The sequence below is a fragment of the Streptomyces sp. NPDC000134 genome (assembly GCF_042899225.1).
GTDB lineage: Bacteria > Actinomycetota > Actinomycetes > Streptomycetales > Streptomycetaceae > Streptomyces.
Genome location: NZ_JBIAZN010000010.1, coordinates 110,193 through 130,313 on the forward strand (window position 1 = coordinate 110,193; position 20,121 = coordinate 130,313).

Consider the following 20,121-nt stretch of genomic DNA (forward strand, 5'->3'; position numbering starts at 1 on the left):
CTTTCTCCTCGGTCCTACTGGGGTGCGGCGACCCGGGGCGCGGGGGCGGCACCGGCCAGTGCGGGCAGGTCGGCGAGCATCCGGGCGCTGTCCGGTTCCCGGCCGGTGAACAGGCGGAACGCGTCGGCCGCCTGGAAGACGGCCATGCCGCCGCCGTCCAGCACCGCGCAGCCCGCGGCGCGGGCGGCGCGTACCAGTTCGGTCTCCAGCGGCCGGTAGACGATCTCGGCGACCCACAGTCCGGGGCGCAGCAGTGCGGCGGGGAACGGCAGACCGGGGTGGGCGGCCATGCCGGTGGGGGTGGCGTGGACGACGCCGTCGGCGCCGCCCAGGACGGCGGGCAGCCGGTCCGGCCCGGCGCAGGCGGCCCGGCCCGCGCCGAAGTGCCGGTTCAGCGAGCCGGCCAGAGCGGCCGCCCGCTCGGGCAGCGCGTCGACGACGGTGATCCGCCCGGCGCCCAGGGTGAGCAGGGCGTGGGCGACGGCCGCGCCCGCCCCGCCGGCGCCCACCTGCGCGACCCGCTCCAGCGGCGCGTCGGGCAGGCCCCGGGCGAAGGAGGCGGCGAAGCCGGTGACGTCGGTGTTGTGGCCGATGGCCCGGCCGCCGTCGAAGACGACCGTGTTGACCGCGCCCAGCGCCTCGGCGCCCGGGGCGAGCCCGTCGAGGTGGCCGATGACGAGCTGCTTGCAGGGGTGGGTGATGTTCAGCCCGTCGAAGCCCAGGTCCCGCGCGGCCCGCACCAGGTCGCCCACCCGCTCCGGCGGCGCCCCCAGCACGTCGAGGTCGATCAGCCGGTACAGGCAGCGCAGCCCCTGCCGGCCGGCCTCCCGCTCGTGCAGGGCCGGACTGAGCGACGGGCCGATGCCGGAACCGATCAGTCCGACGAGATACGCGTCCTTGGTCACCGGTGACCTCCTGAGCCGGGCACGGCTAATGTACGAACCAGTACGTTAGTCATAGCAGCAGGGCGCGGCCCGTGGGAAGAGCCGACCTTCTACAATCACCGCACTGGCCTCAGCCCCAGCCGAAGGAACCCGATGACCAGCGTCGACGAACCGGCACGATCCAACGGGCGCATCCGGGACGCCGCCCGCACCCGGGCCGAGATCCTCGACGTGGCCACCCGGGAGTTCGCCCGAGCCGGCTACGACGGGGCCCGCGTCGACGAGATCGCCGCCCGCACCCGCACCACCAAGCGGATGATCTACTACTACTTCGGCGGCAAGGAGCAGCTCTTCACCGCCGTCCTGGAGCGGGCCTACGGCGTGATCCGCGAGGCCGAGCAGCAGCTCGACGTCGAGCACCTCGACCCGGTCGCCGCGATCCGCAAGCTGGCCGAGGTCACCTTCGACCACCACGAGCGGCACCCGGACTTCATCCGCCTGGTCAGCATCGAGAACATCCACGGCGCCGAGCACATCGCCGCCTCCGAGGAACTGGCGCGGATCGGCTCGCCCGCGCTGGACGTGATCCGCCGGATTCTCGCGGCGGGCCAGGAGTCGGGGCTGTTCACGGCCGACGTGGACGCGGTCGACCTGCACGCGATGATCAGTTCCTTCTGCTTCTTCCGGGTCGCCAACCGGCACACCTTCGGCGCCCTGTTCGGCCGCGACCTGGTCGCCCCCGAGCAGCGCGAGCACTACCGGAGCATGCTCGGCGACATGGTGATCGCCTACCTGACCGCGGACCGCGCGGCCGGCTGACCGCGGGCCGGTCCCGGCCGCCGCGCACCTCTTGACACCCGGCACCCGTGGGCGCACCATCCCAGCCAACCCGTACTAACTATCCAGTGGGTTAATTGGGCGACGATGCCGAAGGAGCCGCCGTGTCCGTCCCCGCTCCCCTCCCCGAGGCCCCGCCGGGGCAGCCGAAGAAGGCGGCGACCGCCGCCTGGATCGGCAGCGCCCTGGAGTACTACGACTTCTTCATCTACGGCAGCGCCGCGGCGCTGATCTTCCCCGACGTCTTCTTCGACGCGTCCGATCCGGCGACGGCCACCCTGCTGTCGCTGGCCACCTTCGGTGTCGCCTACGCCGCCCGGCCGCTCGGGGCGTTCTTCCTGGGGCACGTCGGGGACCGCCTCGGCCGCAAGAAGATCATGGTGTTCACGCTGATCCTGATGGGCGTCTCGACGTTCCTCATCGGCTGTCTGCCCACCCGGGAACAGGTCGGCACCCTCGCGCCCGTCCTGCTGGTGCTCTGCCGGGTCCTCCAGGGCATCTCGGCCGCCGGCGAGCAGGCCAGCGCCAACTCCATGACGCTCGAACACGCCCCCGCGCACCGGCGCGGCTTCTTCACCAGTTTCACGCTCAGCGGCACCCAGGGCGGCCAGTTGCTGGCCACCCTGGTGTTCATCCCGGTCGCCGCGCTGCCCGAGGAACACCTGATGTCCTGGGGCTGGCGGGTGCCGTTCTGGCTGAGCGTCGCGGTCGCCGTGGTCGGTTACGTCATCCGCCGCAACCTGGACGAGACCCCGGCCTTCACCCGGCAGACCGCCGCGGCGGGGGTGGAGAAGATGCCGCTGGTGGTGCTGGTGCGCGAGCACTGGGCGGACGTGCTGCGGGTGATCGGGGGCGCGCTGATCGCCTCGGTCAGCACCGTCTTCACCGTGTGGGCGCTGGCGTTCGCCACCGGCGACTCGGTGGGCATGTCCCGGACCGCCATGCTGTGGGTGGGGGCGCTCGCCAACGTGGTGGCGCTCGCCGCGATCCCGCTGTGGGCCACCCTGTCCGACCGGATCGGCCGCCGCCCGGTGTTCCTGGCGGGCGCGGCGGGCAGCGCGGTGACGATGTTCCTGTACCTGTGGGCGGTCTCGACCGGCTCCTACCCGCTCGTCCTCCTGTCCGGCGTGGTCTGCTTCGGCGTGGTCTACAGCGCCGCGAACGGGGTGTGGCCGGCCTTCTACGGCGAGATGTTCTCCACCCGGGTCCGGCTCTCCGGGGTGGCGATCGGCACCCAGATCGGGTTCGCGGTGGCCGGGTTCGCGGTGACGTTCGCCGCGCGGATCGCCGGGCCGGACGGCGACGACTGGACGGCGGTCGCCCTCTTCACCGCGGCCCTGTGCGTCCCCCCGGTGATCGCCGCGCTGACCGCCCGCGAGACCCACACCGTGGCGACGGAACACCTCGGCGAACGGGTCCCCGCGCGGTCGCCCCGGCCGGAGGAAGTGACGGCCTGACCGGCACCCGTGCGGGTCGCGCCGCCGATTCTCAGCGCGGGAGGTCGGTCACGCCGTACACCCGGTCCACCCGCAGACGCAGGACCACGCGGCGGTCGCGGACGAGGGCGGCGCGGTACTCGTCCCAGTCCGGGTGCTCGCCGAGCGCCTCGCGGTGCAGGCGGACCAGTTCCTCTGCCGTCTCGTCGTGCGGGTCGGCGACGACCGGGGAGAGGTCGGCGGTGCCCTCGGCGACCGCGTAGGACCACCGGTCGGCGGTGGTCACGTGGTAGGAGGCGCGGGGGTCGCGGCGGAGGTTGCGGGTCTTGGCGCGGTCATCGGTGAGCGAGACCCGCAGGACGCGCTCCTCGGGGTCGTAGGTGTGGATGACGTTCGACAACTGGGGGCGGCCATCCCGCTTGAGGGTGACCAGCACTCCGTTCCGTTCCTCGGCGAACAGCTTCAACAGGGCGTCCTGCGCGGCGTCTTCGGTCATGCCTCGGTCAACGGACGGGCGCGTCCGTCTGTTCCCCCGCGTCCCGCGCACGGACGATGGGTACCGGACGCGCGTCGGGCGTCATGAGTCACGGAGGAGAGCGGACGATGGCAGGGCTGCGGCAGGAGATCGACCCGGGCGGGGCCGGGCTGGACGGCAAGGCGCTGGACGGGCTGGACCGGCACTTCGCCCGCGAGGTGGACGAGGGCCGGCTCCCCGGCTTCCTGGTGGCCGTCGCCCGCAGCGGACGGATCGCCCATCTCACCGCCTACGGCCACCGGGACATCGCGGCCGGACTGCCGGTGCAGGCGGACACGCTGTGGCGGATCTACTCCATGACCAAGCCGGTCACCGCGGTCGCCGTGCTGATACTGCTGGAGGAGGGGCGGCTGTCCCTGGACGATCCGGTCGCCGCGTACCTGCCCGCCTTCGCCGAGCCGCGGGTGTACGCCCGGGGCGCCGCGCCGGACGTGACGACCCGCCCCGCCGCCGGGTCCGTGCTGATCCGGCATCTGCTGACCCACACCGCCGGGCTGACCTTCGGTTTCTACCACGCCCACCCCGTGGACGCCCTCTACCGCGCGGCGGGCCTGGAGTCCTCGGTGCTCCCCGGCGCGGACCTCGCGGAAACGGTCGACCTGTACGCGAGCCTGCCGCTGCAGTTCGACCCGGGCACCGAGTGGAACTACTCCGTGGCCAGCAATGTGCTCGGCCGTCTGGTGGAGGTGGTGAGCGGCCGGCCGCTGGACGAGTTCTTCGCCGAGCGGATCTTCCGCCCGCTCGGCATGACGGACGCCGGATTCCAGGTCACCGACGAACAGGCCGGGCGGCTCGCGGAGTTGTACGGCGAGCAGGACGGCGGCGGCATCGCGCCGGTCGCCGGGCTGCCGTTGCGGGGCCGGCCGAGGTTCCTGTCCGGCAGCGGCGGCCTGGTGGCCTCCGCGTACGACGTCCACCGCTTCACCGAGCTGCTGCGGCGCCGCGGCGAGGTCGACGGCACCCGGCTGCTGGCCCCGGCCACCGTGGACCTGATGACCCGCAACCACCTGCCCGGCGGCGCCGACCTGCGCGCCTTCGGCTCCCGCCCGGCACACGACGAACCCGGCAACGACGGGGTCGGCTTCGGCCTCGGGGTCTCCGTGGTGACCGACCCGGCCCGCACCCGGGTGCCCTCGGGGCTCGGCACGTACGGGTGGAGCGGGGTGGCGACGACGACGTTCTGGGTCGACCCGGGCCGCGAACTGACCGTGCAGTTCCTGACCCAGGTGCGGCCGAGGTCCTCGCACACCGTGTTCCGGGACCTCAAGCGGCTCGTCCACGAGGCGGTCAGGGACTGACGGCCCGCGGCCGGGACGGGAGCCGGCGCCCCCCCGAGCGCTCGGGACGGCCGCGGCGGGGCTGCCCCTCCTGAGCGCTCAGGACGGTCACCGCGGGGCTGTCCCCTGAGCGCTCAGGACGGCCGCCGCCGGGGCAGCAGCCCCACCGCCGCCAGCGGTACGGCGGCCAGGACCAGCCACGGCACGGCGGCCGGCAGGCCGCTGTCCAGCAGGGAGCCGACGACCGAGCTGCCGGCCAGCACGATCAGCCCGGACACCGAGGACAGCGCGCCGGTGTAGAGCCCGAGCCGTCCGTCCTGCGCGAGGTCGGGCACCCAGGCGCGGGCGACCGGCGCGACCAGCATCTGGCCGAGGGTGAGCAGCACCACGAAGGCGGCGGCGGGCAGCAGCCCGGCCGTCCCGGTCCACCCGGCGGGCCGGGCCGCCGCCACCACCGCGAACCCGCCCCCGATCAGCACCAGTCCGGCCGCCATGGACCGGCGCAGCGTCAGCCGCTCCCCCGCCCACCGCGTCAGCGGCAACTGCGCCGTCACCACCAGCAGCGAGGACAGCGCGAACAGCCAGGCCAGTGGCGCCTGCGACCCGGCCGCCCGCTCCACCTCGGCGGGCAGCGCCAGATAGAACTGGTTGTAGGCGAGCAGATAGGCGCCGTACGCGCAGCACAGCGCGAGGAAGGGCCGGTTGCGCAGCAGCAGCTTCGCCCCGCCGCGCACCCGGGTCCGGGCGCGTCCCGGGACGCGCTGCGGCAGCAGCCACGCGTGTCCGGCGAGGACCAGGACGAAGACCCCGGCCCCGGCCAGACAGGCGGTACGGAAGTCCACGCCCAGCAGCAGCGCCCCGAGCAGCGGCCCGACGAACGCCCCGGCCTGCCCGGCGACGGTGAACAGCGCGAGCACCCGGGTGCGGGGTCCCCCGCCGGACTCCTCCCACAGCACCGCCTGCCGGACGACCTCGGACTCGACGGCGGGTGAGAACAGCGCGGCGGCGAACCCGATGAGCAGCACCGCGCCGAGCACGGACCAGGTGGCATCGGCGTACCCGAGCCAGCCGAACCCGGCGATCCGCAGCCCGCACCCGGCGAGGACGACGGGCCGGATGCCGTACCGGTCGGCGAGCGCCCCGCCCACCACGAACAGTCCCTGCTGGCTGAAGGTGCGCAGCCCGAGCACCAGCCCGACCAGCCAGCCCGCCATGCCGATGCCCTGGCCGAGGTGGTCGGCGAGGAAGGGCAGCACGGCGTAGAAGCCGATGTTGAAGGCGAGCTGGGTCAGGACGAGCAGCCGCAGCAGGGGTGAGAGGCGGACGCGTCCGCCGGTCTCCGGCGGCGCGGTGGCCGTCGTCCCCCGGGTCATCGCACGCCCGCCGGTACCTCGGTGACGGCGCGCTCGGGGGACCCGGTGGGCGCGGGGGGCGTGCGCCGCCGGGGCAGCCGTACCCCGCCGCTCGCGGTGACGGCGAGCGCGCCCAGCAGGGCCAGTACGGCGGCGGGGGCGAGGACGGCCCAGGGGGCGCGTTCGGCGTAGGGCTGGTTCTCGGCGAGCAGCAGGCCCCACTCCGGGGACGGGGGCTGCGCGCCGAGGCCCAGGAAGCCGAGGGAGGCGAGCGCGAGGGCGACGCCGGGCAGCCGCAGCAGGGCGTGCCGGACGACGGACGGCAGTACTGCGGGCAGCAGTTCGCGGCGCAGCAGGTACCAGCGGCTCGCGCCCAGGCCGCGGGTGGCGAGGATGTGGAGGGTGGCGCGTTCCTGCCGCAGCAGCGCGGAGGTGTGCGCGGCCAGCGGCGCCCAGGCGACGGCGGTCACGGCGAGCGCGGGGGTGGCGGCGCCGTCGCCGGCGACGGCGGTGACGAGCAGGGCGAGCAGGACGGGCGGCACGGCGTTGACGGTGTCGACGAGCGGCCCGGAGAACCGGGGTACGAGGCCGAGGAGGACGCCGAGGACGAGGCCGGCGGCGCTGATCGCGCCGGCCAGCAGCAGGGTGTCGAGGGCGCCGTGTCCGACCCGGGCGAGCAGGTCCCGGCCGAGGGCGTCGGTGCCGAACGGGTGGGTGAGGGAGGGTGCTTGGAGCCGGTCGGCGGTGGCGACGGCGAGCGGGTCCCGGGCCAGTCCGGCCGCGACCACCAGGACCAGCGCCGCCCCGAGGAGCAGCGGGGTGAGGCCGTGCGCGGGCGGTGCGGGGCGGTGCAGGGTGGGCAGCGCGCCGTCGCGCAGGGCGGGGCCGGTGAGCAGCCGGGCGGTGAGCCGGGTGGCGCCGGTCGCCAGGGCGGCGAGCAGCACGAGGGCGAGGGTGCCGGCCTGGAGGACGGGCAGGTCCTGGGCGAGGGCGGCCTGGAGGGCGGTGCGGCCCAGACCGGGGATGTCGAAGATCTGCTCGACGGCGACCGCTCCGCCGGTGAGTCCGACCACGAACAGGCCGAGGTTGGGCAGCAGCGCGGGCACGCACCGGCGTACCGCCTGCCGGGCGATGCGCCCTCCGGTCAGTCCCCGGGCGGCGGCGGCCACCGCCCAGGGTTCGCGGAAGGCGCCGGGCAGCAGGTCGTCGAGGAGTCGTCCGAGCACGGCCCCGGCGGGCAGGCCGAGGGCGAGCGCGGGCAGCAGGGTGTACTGCGGCCCGTACCAGCCGAGGGCGGGCAGCCAGCCGAGCTGTACGCCGACGACGGTGGCGAGCACGGAGGCGAGGAGGAACTCGGGCAGCGCGGCGACCGTCGCGGACCCGGTCCCGCCGCGCCGCCCGGTGCCGAGCCGCCGCGCGGCCCCGCGCCGCAGGGTGCGGGCGCAGACGGCACCGGCGGTGAGCAGGGCCACCGCGATGGCCACCGTCATCAGCAGCACCGAGGCACCCAGGGCCCGCAGCACGTCGGGCAGCACCTCGGACCCGGAGATCCACGACCGCCCGGCGTCGCCCCGCAGCAGCCCGCCGAGCCACTGCCCGAGCAGGTGCGCGGGCCCGCCGTCGAGCCCCAGTCGGGCGCGGATGTCGGCGAGCACCTCGGGTGTCGGGGTCCGCTCGGCGGACCGCGCCTTGAGGATGGTCAGCGCCGGGTCGGTCCGGGTGAGCCAGGGCAGCACCCCGATCCCGCAGACCAGACCGGCGGCGAGCACGAGCCGCCACACCGCGGCCGTCACCTGCTGCCGCACGGCTCAGCGCCGCGTTCCCGTGCCGACGAGGGTGCGCTCGTACGGGTCGAGGACGACGCCCTGGACGCCGTCCCGGACGCCGGTGATGATCCGCTGGTGCACCAGGGGCAGTACGGCGTCCGTGCCGAGGACGCGGGCCTCGGCGGCCATGGCCGCGTCCCGCCGCTCGTCGGTGTCGGCGGCCCGCTCGGCCTGGGCCACGGCCCGGTCGACGCGCCGGTCGCAGAGCTGGGCGATGTTGAGATCGCCGTCGCAGGTGTAGTCACTGGCGAGGACGGCGACGGGGTCGCCGGTGTCGAGCAGGGTGTTGCGGGCCAGCACGAACGCGTCGAACTTCCCGTCCAGCGCGTCGCTCTCCAGCCGCGAGTACTCCCGTACGACGAGGTTCACCTCGAACCCGGCCTTCTCCCACTGCTCCTTGACGACCTGGGCGACCTCGGGGAGTTCGGGCCGGTTGTCGTAGGTGGCGAGGGTGACGGTGCCGCCCTTCGGCGCCTTCTCGGCCGCGCGCCCGACGGGTGCCGTCCGCTTCCCCCCGGCCCAGGTGACGGCGGGCCCGTAGATTCCGGCGGCGGGGTCGCCGTACCCCTCGTAGACGTCCTTGGCGAAGACGGAGGTGTCCAGGGCGGCGCGGGCGGCGGCCCGCACTCCGGCGTCCTGGAACGTCCCGGTGCGGGCGTTGAGCAGCAGGCTGGTGGTCCGGGTGGTGGCGGTGTCCCGCCGCTCGTCCCGGTCCAGGGTGGCGGCCTGGGCGACGGGCACGGCCTCGGCGATGTCCAGTTCGCCGGTGCGCAGGGCGTTGGCGCGGGCGGTGCCGTCGGCGATGAACCGGGCGTCGATCCCGGCGGCCTGGGCCCGCCCGCCCCAGTAGTCGTCGAACCGGTCGAGGGAGGCGGAGGCCGCCCCGTTCACCCCGGTGATCTCGAAGGGCCCGGTGGCGGTGCCGACGGGGTCGGCCTTGCCGGTCTTGTCGTACGCCTTGGCGGAGAGGACGGCGAGGCTCGGGCTGGACAGCCGCAGCGGCAGTACGGGGTCGGCCTGGGCGGTGGTGATCGTCACGGCGCGGTCGCCGGCGGCCTTCGCCGTGAGGGCGACGCCGGTGAGGGCGGCGGGCGCGGGGCGGGCGTCGGCGGCGTGCGCGAGCGAGTCGGCGACCGCCTCCGGGGTGACCTGGGTGCCGTCCTGGAAGGTGGCCTCGCGCAGCGTGAACGTCCAGGTCCTGGCGTTCTCCTGCCGCCAGGACGCGGCGAGCGCGGGGGCGGCGGAGCCGTTGGCGTCCAGCGAGGTGAGCCCCTCGGTCACCCCGAGCCGGCTGAGCAGCGTGGCGTCGGCGCCGTACGGCGAGAGGTTCTCGGCGGGCGGGAAGGCGAGCGCGACCCGCAGCCGCGACCCGCCGGCGTCGGCGGAGCCCTTGTCGCCGTCGCCACCGGAGGCGAAGCAACTGGATATCAGCGGTACGAGCAGGAAGGGGGCGAGCAGCCGAAGGCGACGGTGGGAGCGCATGGTCCTCGGTTCGATCAGTGCGGGGAACTACGGGGGTCGACAGCGACCCTATATGAAAACCATTTCCATTTCGCGGCTACCCCATGGGTACGTCGAAGTGCACGACCCGCTGCCCGCCCCCGGGCTCCTCGCGCTCGTCGTACACGACCTTGGCGAGCGACCGCCAGAACGGCTCGGCTCCCTCCACGCCGGGGTCGGTGTGCAGGTACACGGCCCGGTACCCCCCGTCCGCGGCGGCGAAGGCGAGCAGCTCCTCCACCATCCAGCGCGCCAGCCCCCGCCTGCGGTGCTCGGACCGCACGTACACCCGCCGGAGCTGCGCGGTCACCCCGGACGGGTACCGCTCGGCGACCTCCCGGGGGTTCGGCGGATGCGCGGGCCCCCGGGAGTCGAGCGCCCCGGTCCCGACGACCTCGCCCGCCGCGTCCACGGCGACCAGCAGCGTATGCCGGGACGGCGTCAGATAGGCCCGGTCCAGATCGATGATGTCCCGGTGCCACCGCGGCACGTACCCCGTCCCGAAGTCCCGGTAGACGGTGTCGAGCATGACGGCCCGAGCGGCATCGAGGTCGTCGGGACCGGCGGGACGAATACTGTAGTCACTGTGGCGCACCTGCACATCATATGCAGTAAGCGCACGTCACCCCCGCGGGGCCCCGAGGTGAGCGACGAACCCGCTCCACGCGCGACCGGATACGGAGAATGAGGGCCCACCCTGCTCTTTGGAGTCCCGGACGTGTACGGCTCCGGAACCGACAGCGACCTCCACGCAGTCGTCACCCTCGGACCCGCTGTAGCTGCTCTTGAACCAGTTCAGCTCGCTGTCGGTGCTCATAGCACTCCTCGCATCCGCCGCAACAACTCCGCCGAGTCCGCCGGGGACAGGGCCTGTGAGCGCATCTTGGCATAGCGCATCTGCATGACGCTGACCGCTTGCCGATCGATGACGAGCTGCCCGGTCTTCTGCCCTTCCGCGTACCCGATCCACTGCCGCTCCGGGGTCTCCAGCAGCCGCATCGGCCCGTCGGTCCCCGCGTGATACGGCTGCCGCAACGGCATGATCTGCAACTCCACGTTCCACAGCTCGGTGCAGGCGAGGAGGTGGTCGAGGAGTTCCCGGGTCACCTCCTCACCGCCCGTGTGCCGCAGCAGCACCGACTCCTCGACGATGAAGCTGAACGCGATCGGCGGGGTGCGCCGGAGCAGTTCCTGCCGCGCCTTGCGGGCGGCGATCCGCTGCTCCAGTTGCTCCTCGGTCGGCGGAGGCGGCACGTTGAGCATGACGGCCCGCGTGTACGCCTCGGTCTGGAGCAGGCCGGGCACCACCCGGCATTCGTACGTGTCGAGCGCGACCGCGCTCTCCTCGAAGCGCGCCCACTCCCGGAACCACACCGCCAGGCCCCGCTGCCGCACCAGGTGCCGGGACATCGCCCGCAGCACCCCGAACGCCTCCAGCACCTCCTCCGCCCGCTCGACGAACTGGGCCGACGGCATCCGCCGCCCCTGCTCCACCGAGGCGACCAGAGCGTGCGAGTAGCCGAGCCGCTCGGCGCACTGCTCCTGCGTGAGCAGGGCGCGTTCCCGGAACGCCTTCAGAGCCGCTCCGAACACTCTGAGACTGTCGGTCGGTTCGACCCCACCACTGTTCGCCATGACCGATGACCCCCTTGCCGCGCTGGTGACAGTCGTCGCGGCCAGTACAACGGTCCGAGGGCCGGGCGGGGTACGCGGGACGGGCCGCCGGGGCCCGTACAGACACGGGTGTACGGGCCCCGGTGGGCGTCAGCCCTTCTGTTCCACCCGCACCCAGTCCACCTCCGCCTGTACTCCCCCGCCCGCGATGCGGTCCACGCTGGACTGGGGCAGGCCCCAGTAGGGGGAGGTGACCTGGTTCCAGCCGGCGGGGTAGGCGCCGCCCAGGGCGAGGTTGAGGATGACGTACTGGTTGTGGTCGAAGACCCACTGGCCGCGGGTCGATTCCAGCTTGCTGCGGGTCGTCTCCTGCACGAGGCGGTCGTCGACGTAGAAGCGCATGGCCGTCGGGGTCCACTCGACCGCGTAGGTGTGCCACTGGTCGACGCGGCCGCCGCCGGGGAACACCTGGCGGGCGCCGATGTTGCCGTCGGCCGAGTAGCCGGGGCCGTGCAGGGCGGTGCTGGTCCAGTCGGCGTAGCCGATGTTCTCCATGATGTCGGTCTCGCCGGAGGCGGGCCAGGAGACGGACGGGTCGTCGACGTTGCTGCCGAGCAGCCAGAACGCCGGCCAGAAGCCGTCACCGACCGGCAGCTTCATCCGCGCGCTCACCCTGCCGTAGGTGAAGTCGAACTTGGTGTTGGTGTCGATGCGGCCGGAGGTGAAGTCGTAGGTGCCGCCGCCCGCCCGGGTGCAGCCCTTGCAGTACTTCGCGCGGAGCACCAGCGCCCCGTTCTCCTGGCGGATGTTCTCCGTGGAGTCGACGTACGCCTGCGCCTCGCCGTTGACCGGGCCCATCTCGGTGCCGGTGCGGACCACCCGCCACTTCGAGCGGTCCAGGGCGGAGGAGGTGAAGTCGTCGAAGAAGCGGGTCTGGTACGTGCCCGGCTGCTCGGCCGGCAGGGCCGGGTAGGCCGCCGACGCCGACCCGCCGGTGCCCCAGACCTGGAACTCGTAGAGGGAGTAGCCGAACTGGGCGGTCGCCGGGGCCGGGTTGTAGAACGAGCGGCGTTCCTTGCCGAGCATGCGGACGTAGCGGCCGGAGGCGGGTGAGGGCAGCCGGACGGTGTCGTGGCGGCCGGCCGCCTCCCCGGGGGACTTGACGTCGGCGCGGCGGGCGGCGACCTCGGTGGCGGACGGGCGGTACACCGTGCGCCAGGTGCGGTTGTCGTCGGAGACCTGGAGTTCGTAGTCGACGGCGTACGCGGCCTCCCAGTACAGGTCGACGGTGTCGATGGTCGAGGCGGCGCCCAGGTCGACCGAGACCCAGCGGTCGGCGTTCCAGTCGCTGGCCCAGCGGGACTGGTCGCCCTTGAGGTCGGCGGGCCAGCCGCCGTCCGTCACGAACGCCGGGGAGTTGCCCGCGTGCTGGTAGCGGTTGCTGTACGCCGGGTGGTTGAGGGCGAGGTTGGCGCGGGTGGTGGAGGCGGGCGCCGGTTCGCCGCCGTACACCTTGAAGGAGTACAGGGAGTAGCCGTACGGGGTGGCCCGCTCCACCCCGCGCATCCGGACGTAACGGGCCGTCACCTCCTGGGGGTAGGTGTGGGCCGTGACCGAGCCGCCCGTGCCGGCCGTCTCCGTGTAGAACGGGGTCCAGTCCGTGCCGTTCTTCGACGCCTCCAGCACGTATCTCCTGCCGTACGCCGCCTCCCAGTCCAGGACGACCCGGTCGACACGGATCGTCGAGCCCAGGTCGACGCGGAGCCAGGCGTCGTCGGCGAAGTTGCTGGACCAGCGGGTGCCGGCGTTGCCGTCGAAGGCCAGGCCGGGGGCCGTGCCGGCGTTCTCGCTGCCGGAGGCGGTGACGGCGGAGGGGGCGGCGGCGTAGGCCGTGGCCGCGCGGTCGGTGTCCCAGGCCGCCGCCGCGGCGGCCGGCTGCGCGGCGGCCGGCGGGGTGAACGCCGGCCCGGCGGCCAGCAGCGTCAGGGCCGCGAGGGCGGTGAGGAGAGTGCGGGATGTCATCGGATCTCCTTCGACAGTGCCATGTACCTGACAATTTGGGTTCAGAACTTGTACGTACGGGGGCGCGGACTCCGCGTCCGCGCCCCCGCGGTCTCACGCCGCCCGGCGCCCCCGCATCCGCTCGTGCTCGCCGATGATCTCGGCGTACCGGTGTCCGCTGCCCTTGATCGTGCGGGCCTGGGTCCGGTAGTCCACGTGGACCAGTCCGAACCTCTTGTCGTAGCCGTACGCCCACTCGAAGTTGTCCAGCAGCGACCAGGCGAAGTAGCCGGCCAGCGGGGCGCCCCGGCGGGCGGCGGAGGCGCACGCGGCGATGTGCGCCGCCAGGTACTCCGCGCGCTCGGGGTCGTCGACCGTGCCGTCGGGGCGGACCACGTCCGGGAAGGACGAGCCGTTCTCCGTCACGTAGATCCTGCGCGCCCCGTACTCCTCGGTCACGCGCAGCAGCAGGTCCTCGATGCCGCTCGCGTCGATCTCCCAGTCCATGCCGGTGCGCGGGACGCCCGGACGGCGCACGGTGCGGACGTACGGCGCCGGGGCGTTCGGGTCGGCGGCGACGGTCTGCGGGAAGTAGTAGTTCAGGCCGAGCCAGTCCAGGTCGGCGCCGATCAGCTCCAGGTCGCCCGGCCGCTCCGGCAGGTCGACGCCGTACAGCTCGCGCATGTCGGCCGGGAAGCCGCGGCCGTGCACCGGGTCCAGCCACCAGCGGTTGGTGTGGCCGTCCATCCGGCGGGCCGCGTCGAGGTCGGCCTCGCGGTCGGAGGCGGCGTGCACGGTGGAGAGGTTGTTGACGATGCCGACCTGGGCGCCGGGGGCGGCGGACCTGATCGCCTCCATCGCGAGGCCGTGGCCGAGCAGCAGGTGGTAGGAGGCGCGCACGGCCGCCGTCAGGTCGGTCCAGCCGGGGGCCATGGTGCCCTCCAGATGGCCGATCCAGGCCGAGCACAGCGGCTCGTTGAGGGTGGCCCAGTGCGATACGCGGTCGCCCAGCCTCTCCGCGACGACCGCCGCGTACGCCGCGAAGTGCTCGGCCGTGGCGCGCTCGGGCCAGCCGCCGCGGTCCTGGAGGACCTGCGGGAGGTCCCAGTGGTAGAGGGTGACGGAGGGGGTGATGCCCGCCTCCAGGAGGGCGTCGACCAACCGGTCGTAGAAGGCGAGCCCCTTGGCGTTGACCTCGCCGTCGCCGCCGGGCACGACGCGCGGCCAGGCGACGGAGAGGCGGTAGGCGTTGGTGCCCAGTCGCCGCATCAGGCCGATGTCCTCGCGCCAGCGGTGGTAGTGGTCGCAGGCGACGTCGCCGTGGTCGTCGCCCGCGATCCGGCCGGGGGTGTGCGAGAAGGTGTCCCAGATCGACGGCGCGCGGCCGTCCTCCGCGACGGCTCCCTCGATCTGGTACGCCGAGGTGGCCGTGCCCCACAGGAAGTCGTGCGGGAGAGCGGCGAGGTCGATGGTCACGTGGGTCCCTTCGGAGAGTGCGGAGCGGGTCATTTGACGGCTCCGGCGGTCAGGCCGGCCACCAGATAGCGCTGGAGGAGCAGGAAGCCCGCCACCACGGGGACGCTCACCACCAGCGAGGCGGCCATGATCTGGTTCCAGTAGACGTCGTAGAGGGTGGAGTAGCCCTGGAGGCCGACCGCCAGGGTGCGGGTGGTGTCGTTGGTCATCACCGAGGCGAACAGCACCTCGCCCCAGGCCGTCATGAAGGCGTAGACGGCGACCGCGACGATGCCCGGGACCGCGGCCGGTACGACGACCCGGAACAGGGCCTTGAGCGGGCCGCAGCCGTCGACCAGGGCCGCCTCGTCCAGGTCGCGCGGCACCGAGTCGAAGTAGCCGATCAGCATCCAGATGGAGAAGGGCAGGGAGAAGGTGAGGTAGGTGAGGATCAGGCCGCCGCGGGAGCCGAACAGGGCGACGCCGGTGGCGTTGCCGATGTTGACGTAGATCAGGAACAGGGGCAGCAGGAACAGGATGCCGGGGAACATCTGCGTCGACAGCACGGTCACCGTGAAGACGCGCTTGCCGCGGAACTCGTAGCGGCTCACCGCGTACGCCGCGAAGATCGCGATCACCACCGAGCAGACCGTCGCCGCGCCCGCCACGATCAGCGAGTTCACGAAGTACTTCGCCAGCGGGACCGTCGACCAGATGTCGATGTACGGGCGGATCGTCAGGCTGCTGGGCAGCCAGCGGAAGGTGCCGGTGACGTCCGCGAGGGGCTTCAGCGAGCTGGAGACCATGACGTAGACGGGCAGCAGCACGAAGGCGGTGAGCAGGGTGAGGACGATCCGCCGGGTCCACAAAAAGGAGCGGGGCGGGGCCATGGGAGAGCGGACATCAGGCACGGGCGGTCCTCCGTCCGCGTGAGGTGACGGCCAGGTAGACGCCGGTGACGACGAGCAGGAACAGCAGCAGCAGGACCGACATCGCCGAGCCCCGGCCGAAGTTCCAGGTAGCGAAGGACTCCTGGTAGATGTGGACGGAGATCAGGTCGGCGGAGGCCGGCGCGGTCTTGCCGAACAGGACGTACGGCGTGTTGAAGTCGTTGAACGTCCACAGGAACAGCACCAGGACCAGCACCTGGTTGACCGCGCCCAGCGACGGCAGGGTGATCCGGCGGATCTGCTGCCAGGTGCCGGCGCCGTCCAGGGCGGCCGCCTCGTACAGGTCCTTGGGGATGTTCTGCAGACCGGCCATGACGATGAGGAAGGCGAACGGCCAGCCCTTCCACACCGAGACGGTGAGCAGCGCGACGAACGCGTTGTCGCCGAGCAGCCAGAACGACGGCTTGTCGGTGAGGCCGAGCTGGTCGTGCAGGACGTGGTTCACCAGGCCGTTGTCGTGCTGGAACATGAACACCCAGGTGATCACGGCCGCGTACACGGGCAGCGCGTACGGCACCAGGAACAGGGCGCGCAGCAGGCCCCGGCCGCGGAAGGAGTCCTGCATGCAGATGGCGGCGGCGGTGCCGATCAGCCAGCACAGGGCGACCGACAGGAGGGTGAAGCCGACGGTGACGAGGAAGGAGCGCAGCAGTTCCTCGCCGACCGGGCCGTCGAAGTCGACGGAGACCCGGTAGTTGTCGACGCCGGACCAGGGGGCGGCGCCCCAGTCGCGGATGAAGTACTGGGTCAGCTCCTTGAAGCTCATCACGACGCCGATCACCATCGGCACCAGGTGGACGAGGAGTTCGAAGAGCAGGGCGGGCAGCAGCAGCAGGTACGGCAGGCCGATCCGGCGGATACGGCCGGGGCGGCGGCGCGGGCCGCCCGGCACCGGGCCGGCGGGCGAGCCGTCGCGCGGCGCCCGCCGTCCGGTGGTCACGGGTGCGGTGGTGGTCATCGCCGTCAGGCCGCCGGCATCTGCGACTGGGCCTTCTCCAGCTTGGCCTTCACCGACGCCTCCGTCACCGCGCGGCCGGCGGCGGCGTCGGCGTACAGCTCCTTGATCGCCGTACCCACGGCCGTCTCGAACTGGGACTCGGCGGGGACCTGCGGCAGCGCGACCGCGCTCTTGGTGAGGGTGTCCTTCAGCACCGCGTTGGCGGGGGTGCTGAAGGCGGGGTCGGACTGGGCGGAGGCGACCGGCGGGATGGAGCTGTACGCCTTGTTGAGGATCTTCTGCTCCGCGTCGCTGGTCATGAACTTCACGAACTTCGTGGCGCCGTCGAGGTTGTCGGTGTTCTTGAAGACGGCCAGGTTGATGCCGGCCACCATGGAGTTGACGTTGGTGCCGCCGCCGGGCGTGCCCGAGCGCACCGGCACCGGGGCGATGCCGTAGTCGTCCTCGTCCATGCCCTGGGACTTGAGGTTGGCGGCGGCGGACTGCCACAGCAGCATCGCGGTCTTGCCCTTGGCGAAGTCGCTGACGGACTGGTTCTGGGCGTACTCGGCGTTGCCCGGCGCGATGATCTTGTCCTTGGCCATGAGGTCGACGTAGTCCTTGACGGCGGCCACGGCCCCGTCGTCGGTGAAGTCGGGCTTGCCGTCGGCGGTGAAGAAGTCGGCGCCGTGCTGCTTGGCGAAGATGTAGGCGTGGTGGATGTTCTCGGAGGGGTTCGACCCCTCGGTGCCCAGGCCCCACTTGCCGTTCTTCGACAGCTTCTTGCCCGCCGCGACCAGCTCGTCCCAGGTGACCGGCGGCTTGCTGATCCCGGCGTCGGCGAACATCTTCTTGTTGTAGTAGAGCGCGTACGCCATCGAGTACAGGGGCACCGCGGCCGGGTCCTGGTCCGGGACGCCGGTGGAGCCGAGGGCGGACGCCACGAAGCGGTCCTTGCCGCCGATCCTGCCGAAGTTCTTCGCGTCCCAGGGCAGCAGGGCCCCGGTGGCCTGGAGCGAGGCGCTCCAGGTGTTGCCGATGTTCAGGACGTCGGGCCCCTGGCCGGAGGTGGTCGCGGTGAGGATGCGGTTGAGCAGGTCGGACCAGGGCACGACCTCCAGCTTCACCTCGATGCCGGTCTGCTTCTCGAACTTGTCGAGTTCGGGCTGCAGGACCTCCTTGTCGATCTCCACGCTGGCGCCCTGGTTGGAGGCCCAGTACGTCAGGGTCTTCGGCGAGTCGTCGGACCCGCCGCCCGTCGGTGAACCGCCTCCGCAGGCCGAGGCGGCGAGGGCGAGAGACAGGGTGACGGCGCCTGTGGCCGCGGCTCGGATGCTGCGCATGACTCCTGGGGTTCCCTTCGCAGAGCACGCCCGCTGCGGCGCACTCACGGCTTAATTTAGGACGTGAGTTAAACCGTGACGGTCTGCTCCGTCAAGGGTTTGGACGGGCTTCGTGGAACTCGGTCGCACCCCTTGACGACCGCGTTCAGGAGGCTGAAGCATTCGGCGGCGAGAGAGCGCTCCCTTCTCCCCCGCCGTTCACTTCCTGAACACACCCGACAGGAGAGCCGCCGATGTCCTCCCTCCCCAAGCCCGGTGCCGCCGCTCCCGGCCGCAGAGCCGTCCTGGGTGCCGCCGCCGCTGCCGCCCCGCTGCTCGCCGGGCTGGCCTCCGCCCCCGCCTCGGCCTCCCCCGGCGCCGCGCCCGCCCCCGCCCCGGCCGCGCCGAAGAACAAGCCGCGCCTGCGGGCCGCGCTGCCCGGCGGCGGCGACCTCGGCCCGAACGTCATCGTGTTCGACCCCTCGACGCCCGGCATCCAGGCCAGGCTGGACGAGATCTTCCGGCAGCAGGAGTCGGCGCAGTTCGGCACCGGCCGCTATCAACTGCTGTTCAAGCCGGGCACGTACAACGGCCTCAACGCCCAGATCGGGTTCTACACCTCCATCTCGGGCCTGGGCCTGTCCCCCGACGACACCACCATCAACGGGGACGTGACGGTCGACGCCGGCTGGTTCAACGGCAACGCCACGCAGAACTTCTGGCGTTCGGCGGAGAACCTCGCCCTGGTGCCGGTGAACGGCACCAACCGGTGGGCGGTCTCCCAGGCGGCCCCGTTCCGCCGGATGCACGTCCGCGGCGGCCTCAACCTCGCGCCCGACGGCTACGGCTGGGCCAGCGGCGGCTACATCGCCGACAGCCGGATCGACGGCCAGGTGGGCCCGTACTCCCAGCAGCAGTGGTACACCCGGGACAGCGCGGTCGGGGGCTGGGTCAACGCCGTGTGGAACATGGTGTTCTCGGGCGTCGAGGGCGCCCCCGCGACGAGCTTCCCCAACCCGCCGTACACCACCCTGAACACCACCTCGGTCTCCCGCGAGAAGCCGTTCCTGTACCTCAGCGGCGGCGCCTACCGGGTCTTCCTGCCGGAGAAGCGGACCAACGCCCGCGGTGTCTCCTGGGGCAGCGGCACCCCGCGCGGCACCTCACTGCCGCTGACCCAGTTCTACGTCGCCCGGCCCGGGGTCACGGCGGCCACCCTCAACCAGGCGCTCTCCGAGGGGCTGCACCTGCTGCTGACGCCGGGCATCTACCACCTCGACCGGCCGATCCGGGTCGACCGCGCCAACACCGTGGTCCTCGGCCTCGGGTACGCCACCCTCATCCCCGACAACGGCGTCACCGCGCTCAAGGTCGCCGACGTGGACGGGGTGCGGCTGGCCGGCTTCCTCATCGACGCCGGGCCGGTCAACTCCCCCACCCTGCTGGAGGTCGGCCCGCAGGGCGCCTGGCGGGACCACTCGGCCAACCCGACCACCGTGCAGGACGTGTTCGTGCGGATCGGCGGCGCGGGCGCCGGCAAGGCCACCACCAGCATGGTGATCAACAACCGGCACACCATCGTCGACCACACCTGGATCTGGCGCGCCGACCACGGCCAGGGCGTCGGCTGGGAGACCAACCGCGCCGACTACGGCCTCGTCGTCAACGGCGACGACGTGCTGATCACCGGCCTGTTCGTCGAGCACTTCAACAAGTACGACGTGCAGTGGAACGGCCAGCGGGGCCGCACGATCTTCTTCCAGAACGAGAAGGCGTACGACGCCCCCAACCAGGCCGCCATCCAGAACGGCTCGATCAAGGGCTACGCCGCCTACAAGGTCGGCGACCAGGTCACCGAGCACGAGGGCTGGGGCCTGGGCTCCTACTGCTACTACAACGTCGACCCGACGATCGTCCAGCACCACGGCTTCGCCGCCCCCAACCGGTCCGGCGTCCGCTTCCACAACCTGCTCGTCGTCTCCCTCGGCGGCAACGGGCAGTACGAGCGGGTCATCAACGACACGGGCGCACCGACGTCGGGCACCTCCACGGTGCCCTCGACGGTGGTGTCCTACCCGTGACACGCGGCCGGCCCCTCCCGCGAGGGGCCGGCCGTCCCCGGTCCGTGGCCGGCCCCACCTCCCCGGGGCCGGCCACCGGCCTGCCCGGCGCGGACATCGCAGTCCTGCCCGGCA

The 20,121-nt window shown here is 72.8% G+C and carries 17 protein-coding genes; 4 read left to right on the forward strand and 13 right to left on the reverse strand.

The genetic code is table 11. The annotated features are described in order from the left end of the window. Nucleotides 1-14 precede the first annotated feature (14 nt). Nucleotides 15-905 carry a shikimate dehydrogenase gene (locus ACFY32_RS16945; protein ID WP_359204199.1) on the reverse strand — a complete coding sequence of 297 codons (891 nt, stop codon included), beginning with the start codon at nt 903-905 and terminating at the stop codon, nt 15-17. Between the two features lie 132 nt (nt 906-1,037). Between ACFY32_RS16945 and ACFY32_RS16950 the strand changes: the two genes are divergently transcribed. Both ACFY32_RS16950 and ACFY32_RS16955 read left to right on the forward strand, forming a co-directional pair. Then, nucleotides 1,038-1,703, forward strand: a complete 666-nt coding sequence (locus ACFY32_RS16950) for a TetR/AcrR family transcriptional regulator (protein WP_359204202.1) — start codon at nt 1,038-1,040, stop codon at nt 1,701-1,703. 122 nt (nt 1,704-1,825) lie between these two features. Further along, nucleotides 1,826-3,178, forward strand: coding sequence for an MFS transporter (locus ACFY32_RS16955; RefSeq protein ID WP_390674571.1), 1,353 nt, complete (start codon nt 1,826-1,828; stop codon nt 3,176-3,178). 31 nt (nt 3,179-3,209) lie between these two features. Here the strand turns inward: ACFY32_RS16955 and ACFY32_RS16960 are convergent, their stop codons facing one another. Then, on the reverse strand, nt 3,210-3,653 hold the full coding sequence (locus tag ACFY32_RS16960) for a TIGR03618 family F420-dependent PPOX class oxidoreductase (protein ID WP_390674572.1): 444 nt from the start codon (nt 3,651-3,653) through the stop codon (nt 3,210-3,212). Nucleotides 3,654-3,760: 107 nt separating this feature from the next. Here ACFY32_RS16960 and ACFY32_RS16965 point away from each other — a divergent pair, with 107 nt between their 5' ends. Beyond that, nucleotides 3,761-4,990, forward strand: coding sequence for a serine hydrolase domain-containing protein (locus tag ACFY32_RS16965; protein WP_390674573.1), 1,230 nt, complete (start codon nt 3,761-3,763; stop codon nt 4,988-4,990). A 113-nt stretch (nt 4,991-5,103) separates the two neighbouring features. On the opposite strand, the gene ACFY32_RS16970 is transcribed toward ACFY32_RS16965, so the two are convergent. From ACFY32_RS16970 to ACFY32_RS17020, 11 genes are all read right to left on the reverse strand, one after another. Further along, nucleotides 5,104-6,342: an MDR family MFS transporter gene (locus tag ACFY32_RS16970; protein ID WP_390674574.1), complete on the reverse strand. Its 1,239-nt coding sequence runs from the start codon at nt 6,340-6,342 to the stop codon at nt 5,104-5,106. Further along, the gene (locus ACFY32_RS16975) at nt 6,339-8,126 is read right to left on the reverse strand and encodes an ABC transporter permease subunit (protein ID WP_359204216.1); all 1,788 of its coding nucleotides are present in this window, start codon (nt 8,124-8,126) and stop codon (nt 6,339-6,341) included. Before ACFY32_RS16975 ends, ACFY32_RS16970 begins: the two co-directional genes overlap by 4 nt. Before the next feature lie 3 nt (nt 8,127-8,129). After that, nucleotides 8,130-9,629 carry an ABC transporter substrate-binding protein gene (locus tag ACFY32_RS16980; protein WP_390674575.1) on the reverse strand — a complete coding sequence of 500 codons (1,500 nt, stop codon included), beginning with the start codon at nt 9,627-9,629 and terminating at the stop codon, nt 8,130-8,132. 76 nt (nt 9,630-9,705) lie between these two features. Then, a complete protein-coding gene (locus ACFY32_RS16985; protein WP_359204222.1) occupies nt 9,706-10,242 on the reverse strand; it encodes a GNAT family N-acetyltransferase in 537 nt (178 codons plus the stop codon). Nucleotides 10,243-10,269: 27 nt separating this feature from the next. Continuing rightward, nucleotides 10,270-10,464, reverse strand: coding sequence for a DUF397 domain-containing protein (locus ACFY32_RS16990; protein ID WP_359204225.1), 195 nt, complete (start codon nt 10,462-10,464; stop codon nt 10,270-10,272). Further along, nucleotides 10,461-11,282 (reverse strand): helix-turn-helix transcriptional regulator, encoded by an 822-nt coding sequence (locus ACFY32_RS16995; RefSeq protein WP_359204228.1) that lies wholly within the window; start codon nt 11,280-11,282, stop codon nt 10,461-10,463. The genes ACFY32_RS16990 and ACFY32_RS16995 overlap by 4 nt, the downstream gene beginning before the upstream one ends. Nucleotides 11,283-11,411: 129 nt before the next feature. After that, on the reverse strand, nt 11,412-13,283 hold the full coding sequence (locus ACFY32_RS17000; protein ID WP_390674576.1) for a discoidin domain-containing protein: 1,872 nt from the start codon (nt 13,281-13,283) through the stop codon (nt 11,412-11,414). A 93-nt stretch (nt 13,284-13,376) separates the two neighbouring features. After that, nucleotides 13,377-14,771, reverse strand: a complete 1,395-nt coding sequence (locus ACFY32_RS17005) for a GH1 family beta-glucosidase (protein WP_359204234.1) — start codon at nt 14,769-14,771, stop codon at nt 13,377-13,379. Next, on the reverse strand, nt 14,768-15,607 hold the full coding sequence (locus tag ACFY32_RS17010; protein WP_359204252.1) for a carbohydrate ABC transporter permease: 840 nt from the start codon (nt 15,605-15,607) through the stop codon (nt 14,768-14,770). The genes ACFY32_RS17005 and ACFY32_RS17010 overlap by 4 nt, the downstream gene beginning before the upstream one ends. A gap of 13 nt (nt 15,608-15,620) precedes the next feature. After that, nucleotides 15,621-16,625, reverse strand: a complete 1,005-nt coding sequence (locus ACFY32_RS17015) for a sugar ABC transporter permease (RefSeq protein ID WP_359204237.1) — start codon at nt 16,623-16,625, stop codon at nt 15,621-15,623. 5 nt (nt 16,626-16,630) lie between these two features. Next, nucleotides 16,631-17,947 carry an ABC transporter substrate-binding protein gene (locus tag ACFY32_RS17020; RefSeq protein WP_390674577.1) on the reverse strand — a complete coding sequence of 439 codons (1,317 nt, stop codon included), beginning with the start codon at nt 17,945-17,947 and terminating at the stop codon, nt 16,631-16,633. 233 nt (nt 17,948-18,180) lie between these two features. Here ACFY32_RS17020 and ACFY32_RS17025 point away from each other — a divergent pair, with 233 nt between their 5' ends. Continuing rightward, nucleotides 18,181-20,007 (forward strand): coagulation factor 5/8 type domain-containing protein, encoded by a 1,827-nt coding sequence (locus tag ACFY32_RS17025; protein ID WP_390674578.1) that lies wholly within the window; start codon nt 18,181-18,183, stop codon nt 20,005-20,007. Nucleotides 20,008-20,121 lie beyond the last annotated feature (114 nt).

Coding starts and splice junctions, on each gene's coding strand:
- ACFY32_RS16990 (WP_359204225.1), bottom strand. CDS start 10,464: ATGAGCACCGACAGCGAGCTGAACTGGTTCAAGAGCAGCTACAGCGGG.
- ACFY32_RS17020 (WP_390674577.1), bottom strand. CDS start 17,947: ATGCGCAGCATCCGAGCCGCGGCCACAGGCGCCGTCACCCTGTCTCTC.
- ACFY32_RS16995 (WP_359204228.1), bottom strand. CDS start 11,282: ATGGCGAACAGTGGTGGGGTCGAACCGACCGACAGTCTCAGAGTGTTC.
- ACFY32_RS17005 (WP_359204234.1), bottom strand. CDS start 14,771: ATGACCCGCTCCGCACTCTCCGAAGGGACCCACGTGACCATCGACCTC.
- ACFY32_RS17010 (WP_359204252.1), bottom strand. CDS start 15,607: ATGGCCCCGCCCCGCTCCTTTTTGTGGACCCGGCGGATCGTCCTCACC.
- ACFY32_RS16960 (WP_390674572.1), bottom strand. CDS start 3,653: ATGACCGAAGACGCCGCGCAGGACGCCCTGTTGAAGCTGTTCGCCGAG.
- ACFY32_RS16965 (WP_390674573.1), top strand. CDS start 3,761: ATGGCAGGGCTGCGGCAGGAGATCGACCCGGGCGGGGCCGGGCTGGAC.
- ACFY32_RS17000 (WP_390674576.1), bottom strand. CDS start 13,283: ATGACATCCCGCACTCTCCTCACCGCCCTCGCGGCCCTGACGCTGCTG.
- ACFY32_RS17015 (WP_359204237.1), bottom strand. CDS start 16,625: ATGACCACCACCGCACCCGTGACCACCGGACGGCGGGCGCCGCGCGAC.
- ACFY32_RS16970 (WP_390674574.1), bottom strand. CDS start 6,342: ATGACCCGGGGGACGACGGCCACCGCGCCGCCGGAGACCGGCGGACGC.
- ACFY32_RS16950 (WP_359204202.1), top strand. CDS start 1,038: ATGACCAGCGTCGACGAACCGGCACGATCCAACGGGCGCATCCGGGAC.
- ACFY32_RS16980 (WP_390674575.1), bottom strand. CDS start 9,629: ATGCGCTCCCACCGTCGCCTTCGGCTGCTCGCCCCCTTCCTGCTCGTA.
- ACFY32_RS17025 (WP_390674578.1), top strand. CDS start 18,181: ATGTCCTCCCTCCCCAAGCCCGGTGCCGCCGCTCCCGGCCGCAGAGCC.